The following is a 4,440-nucleotide window of genomic DNA, read 5'->3' as shown; positions in this document are numbered from 1 at the left end:
GGTTAGATGTTTCTGCCGTATAAAGCGCCGTTTTTTCATTGTTTTGATCCATCAGACGTGCTTTAAGCTCCGTCCCTTTCCAACTTCCAGAAAGCTTGTAAATGATGTCGAAGTTCCATTGGCGAGTATCCCCGTTTTGATATCCGCGGTCCGTCATGCTTTGGTATGGCTTTTTCGTCGGGTCACGGTCGTACCATGCATAACTGAGCAAAGTGCTTAGTCCGGGAACCATGGCACTGTAGTCATAGTCAAATTCCGCTTTATACGATTTGGTATTCGCATTCCAGTCGGTTTGGGTCATGCTGCGGGTATATCCTTGTGTCGGGAAACCGCGCCAAGGAGCAAGAATATCCCCGTCAGAATCCGTTTTAGACATTGATAAGAGAAATTTGGCTGCACGGTAATCGGCGATAGCACGCAATGCCCAAAGATTTGAGTCAATGCTGTTATCACTATCATGGTTGTTTGTTTTCGGCAAAATGATATCGCCTGCACCCTGATCATTTTGGACGAGATAGCGTCCGCCGAAGGTGAGGATGACATCGCCCGCTTCAAGAGCATAATTGGCTTCAAACATGAACTGGTCGACCAAGTCAGGCCAGTGCATCACCCATCCTTGAAGTTCGAGATTATCGATCGATTTGTTCGTTATCCCTACAATCGAGACATCCGGTGCGTCGCCGTGTGTACCGGGTACGGTTCCGTAATGGGTTTTATAACAGGCACTGATTTTTGTCGGCGTGTCACCCGTGTCGGCCATGTTGCCGAAGAAACTTTTACCGCGCTCTTTGATTTGGTCGGCATAATCGATTTGAATGGTTGTATTCGGTAGATCGTTAGAGATGAACTGCCCCCCCTCTATCGCTATCGGAATCATTTTTGTGTCGTTTGGATTAATCCATGGATTGGTCATCAAAAAGCGTCCGCCTTTGATTTTGCTTTTAGCAATATCGTATTGCAGATAAACTTGTCCCAGAACGGCATAACCGTCACCGTATGCATCTCCTGGGTCTCTTGAGAAAAGATCTTTGGCAGTAGCGGCAGTTGCGCCGTCTTCAGGATCCGTCCAATCACCCGGATTTTGAGTCGTATAAAGACCTGTTCCGAAGCTGAAACCATAGAGTGGAGCGGTTTTATAGATTAAACTTCCTCCGACCGCAAATCCTTTTGCACTGTCTTTTGAATCATCATCCCAATCGGTATAGAAGTATTGTGCTCTTAGACGTCCGTCGAGTTTTCCTTCTTTGAATGCACTGAGCAAATCATCCGCGGCATGAGCAAAAACTGCCGACCCCAAAAGCAATGCTGCCGTTAAACTTAGTTTAGACATGGGATATCCTTATTTCGCCGCAGGTATGCCGTACCCGCTCGCTTTTAAAATTTCAAGTACTTTCGGTGATGACATAAAACGTAAAAATTTCTTTGCCGCAATTTGATTAGCCGGTGAACCGTTTTTGAGTCCTACCATTGCCTGATCGATCGTGTTATACGATTTTGGATCGACTTCGACCCATTGCCCTACATTCTTCATTTCCGGAGAGAGGACGATCGATTTAGCCATAAAGCCGACATCGACGGCTTTGGTCGTAACGTAGCTACCTACTTGGGAGATTGATTCAGCCGTAACGATTTTGCTAGAAGCGGCATCGGCTACTTTGTAAAACTTCATGGTATTCATCGCTTCGGTACCATACGGTGCGGTGCGCGGATTGGCAACTGCAATTTTTTTGACGGCAGGATCGGTCACGACGGCTACCCCTTTAGAGAGATCGGCTCCCGTATTGGTCCATAATACAAGCGTTCCGTACGCATATACCTGAGCAGGTGTCGTCGTAAAGCCTCCTTGTACCAATTTTCCAGGAAATTCGACGTCGGCCGATAAAAATGCATCATACGGTGCGCCGCTCATGATTTGCTGCGTCAATTTCCCCGATGCTCCGGTAATGACTTTAACCTCGATACCGCTTTCTTGGGTAAATGCTTTGGCGATATCGGCTACCGCGTACTTCATATTGGCCGCAGCGGCAACAGTGATGGTTTGCGCAGCGAGTGCCGAAGCAAAAGCGAGCGACGTAAGTACCAGTTTTAACAGTTTCATTTTTTCTCCTTAGGTATTAGAGCATGCCGACAATAACGCTGGATGCTTTAAAAATTGCGTATACTTCATCATCTTTTTTAATCATCAGCTCTTCGCACGATTCATTGGTTATTATGGCGGTCAGTTCGGTATTGCCGATGACCATTTTTATTTCGGAATTGACCGCACCTGCTACGACATCGGTGACGCTTGCCTTGATGACATTGCGTGCGCTGATACGCAGGGGTTTGATCTTTGCCAAAATAATAGAGCTCGATTTAATCAGAGCATAAGCACTGCTGCCGATGGCAATATCGAGATGCTTGACCGATTCGTTGGTCAGAGTAGCAACAATTTTTTCCGTTCCGACAGAGAGAACGACTTCAGAGTTGACTGCTCCGGTAATGACGGAGTCGACCGTACCATATAAAGTGTTACGAGCAGAGGTGATCATGAAAAGCTCCTTAGTATCTCAAAAGATATAACGAATACACGATCGAATTATTGCAAAAAGAGTTCTCGCAAAAGTACGACATTTTCGTTATGTTTTGTAAGATATAGCGAATTATAAGAAAAAATCCTTAAAATTGTCCGATTATTAATAATAAAGTGTTATAAAAGAGGAAGTTTGATGTTGTGGATTTTATATCGTTTTTATATGTTTGAAATATTCTTTAAACGAAGCACTGAGCGGGTAGAGGAGAAATACTATCGGCTCTAACACGAGAACTTAGAGCCCGATGATGATATGTAACGGCGAGATAATCGCGTAGGCACCCATTCCTACTTGGAAATGATGGAGAGAGTCCCGTTGTTCGAGGGCGATGAGAAGAGTCCCTCCGCTGAGACGCAGAGCAATCTCGATATTGTCTCCTGAAGATTCCAACGATTCAATCGTTCCGGAGAGGATATTGTCGGTCGTATCGGTAGAAGGGCGTTCCGAAGCGATATGGATGTCGCTAGATTTGATGATAGCGTAGAGATCGCACCCTTCGGTCAATCCCATGTTATAGACAGACTTGGCAGTGATTGTTGATGTCAGGACGTCCGAACCGCTCAGCGCCAGCGTAAGTGTGGCATGTAAACCGCTGACTTCAACGGATGAAAGAGTAGCCGGAAGCTGATTCCGTGCACTGGTAGTGAGAAAGGTACGGCTCAATATTCGTGCAAGACGTTCGGGATCATTTCCCGCTTCGGAAAAACGGTCGATGAATTGGCGGTGAAGTTCGTTCAAGCGATGAAAAGTAGCAATCAGTTCTCGTGCATATGGGGTGAGTTTCGTCCCTCCGCCTCCGCGTCCCCCGGTAGTTCGTTCGATCAAGGGCTGATCCGAGAGGGCGTTCATTCCGTTAATCCGCTCCCAAGCCGCCTTATAACTCATTTTCATCTCTTTGGCTGCCGCATGGATCGAACCGATTTTATCGATCCGCTCTAATAACTCGATTCGTCCCGTCCCCAAAAAGCTTTGTCCGTCTTTTGTCAGCCAAAATCGTCCGTCTATTTTCATAATTTCTCTCTTTTAAAGCAAAAAGCTGTATTTCATCGGCGGTTCGATCTGTTCGGTAGGATATTCGCCGTTTAAAAAAAGATAATTGGCGAGAACTCCCTGAGCGAGCAGCATATCTGAACCGTCTTTATACGGAAGAGCGCTTAGTTTGACTTCCCGCAAAAACGGCGTCTCTTTACCGTAGATGACATCCACTGCCCCTTTGGCTTGGGAGAGAAGCTCGATAAGCAGCGATCGCGGAATGGGAAGTTCGGTGTCCGTGAGCCCCGCAGAGGTCGTATTGATAATCAGATCATAAGAAGAGGCACGAAAATCTTCCCAAAGATAGGTATCGATCCCTTCTGCCTTGAAATAATCGAGTCTGTTTGCGGAGCGGTTGAGAACCGTCGGCGTAATGTCGCCTTGGCGCAGGGCAATGGAGAGAGCGCGGGCCGTTCCTCCGGCTCCGATGATCAATGCGGTGCAGATCGGGCCGAACGATTCGATAGCCCGCATAAAGCCCTCGGCATCCGTATTGTAACCGATCAACTTTCCATCCTGATAGACGAGTGTATTGACGGCTTGGATGGTTCTGGCAATACCGCGTACTTCGTCGCAGGCACGGAAAGCCGCTTCTTTGTGCGGAACGGTGACGTTCGCACCGCTCAGCCCTTTTTGGAGGAAGACTTCTCGGAGTTTTTCTCCGTCTTTAAGTTCGGTACGGGTATAGCAGGCATCGATGTCGAGAGAGTTAAAAACGCTATTGTGCATCAACGGCGAACGTGAATGGCTGACAGGATCGCCGAAAATGCTGAAGAGTCTCATTGCGGCTTGGCCAGATCTTCCAGTGTACTGGTCAGCGCACCGAGTTTATTGG

General features: G+C 47.2%; 5 protein-coding genes. All 5 read right to left on the bottom strand.

All coding sequences use genetic code 11. From position 1 onward, the window contains the following. A partial coding sequence (locus Q0389_RS06535) for an OprD family outer membrane porin (RefSeq protein WP_298692915.1) occupies positions 1-1,330 on the bottom strand: 1,330 nt, incomplete at its 3' end. 9 nt (positions 1,331-1,339) lie between these two features. After that, positions 1,340-2,098, bottom strand: coding sequence for a molybdate ABC transporter substrate-binding protein (gene modA / locus Q0389_RS06530; RefSeq protein ID WP_298692913.1), 759 nt, complete (start codon positions 2,096-2,098; stop codon positions 1,340-1,342). Positions 2,099-2,114: 16 nt separating this feature from the next. Further along, positions 2,115-2,531, bottom strand: a complete 417-nt coding sequence (locus Q0389_RS06525) for a TOBE domain-containing protein (protein WP_298692912.1) — start codon at positions 2,529-2,531, stop codon at positions 2,115-2,117. Positions 2,532-2,807: 276 nt separating this feature from the next. Beyond that, positions 2,808-3,584, bottom strand: a complete 777-nt coding sequence (locus tag Q0389_RS06520) for a TOBE domain-containing protein (protein ID WP_298692910.1) — start codon at positions 3,582-3,584, stop codon at positions 2,808-2,810. A 12-nt stretch (positions 3,585-3,596) separates the two neighbouring features. Then, positions 3,597-4,388, bottom strand: coding sequence for a shikimate dehydrogenase (locus Q0389_RS06515; protein ID WP_298692908.1), 792 nt, complete (start codon positions 4,386-4,388; stop codon positions 3,597-3,599). Between the last annotated feature and the right edge of the window lie 52 nt (positions 4,389-4,440).

The organism is uncultured Sulfuricurvum sp. (assembly GCF_937936435.1).
Classification (GTDB): domain Bacteria; phylum Campylobacterota; class Campylobacteria; order Campylobacterales; family Sulfurimonadaceae; genus Sulfuricurvum.
Note: the sequence above shows the minus strand (reverse complement) of the source record. Positions and strands in the feature narration are given on the sequence as shown.

Bases quoted from the DNA above. Each gene is read 5' to 3' on its own strand.
- Q0389_RS06515 (WP_298692908.1), bottom strand. From the start codon at position 4,388: ATGAGACTCTTCAGCATTTTCGGCGATCCTGTCAGCCATTCACGTTCG.
- Q0389_RS06525 (WP_298692912.1), bottom strand. From the start codon at position 2,531: ATGATCACCTCTGCTCGTAACACTTTATATGGTACGGTCGACTCCGTC.
- modA (WP_298692913.1), bottom strand. From the start codon at position 2,098: ATGAAACTGTTAAAACTGGTACTTACGTCGCTCGCTTTTGCTTCGGCA.
- Q0389_RS06520 (WP_298692910.1), bottom strand. From the start codon at position 3,584: ATGAAAATAGACGGACGATTTTGGCTGACAAAAGACGGACAAAGCTTT.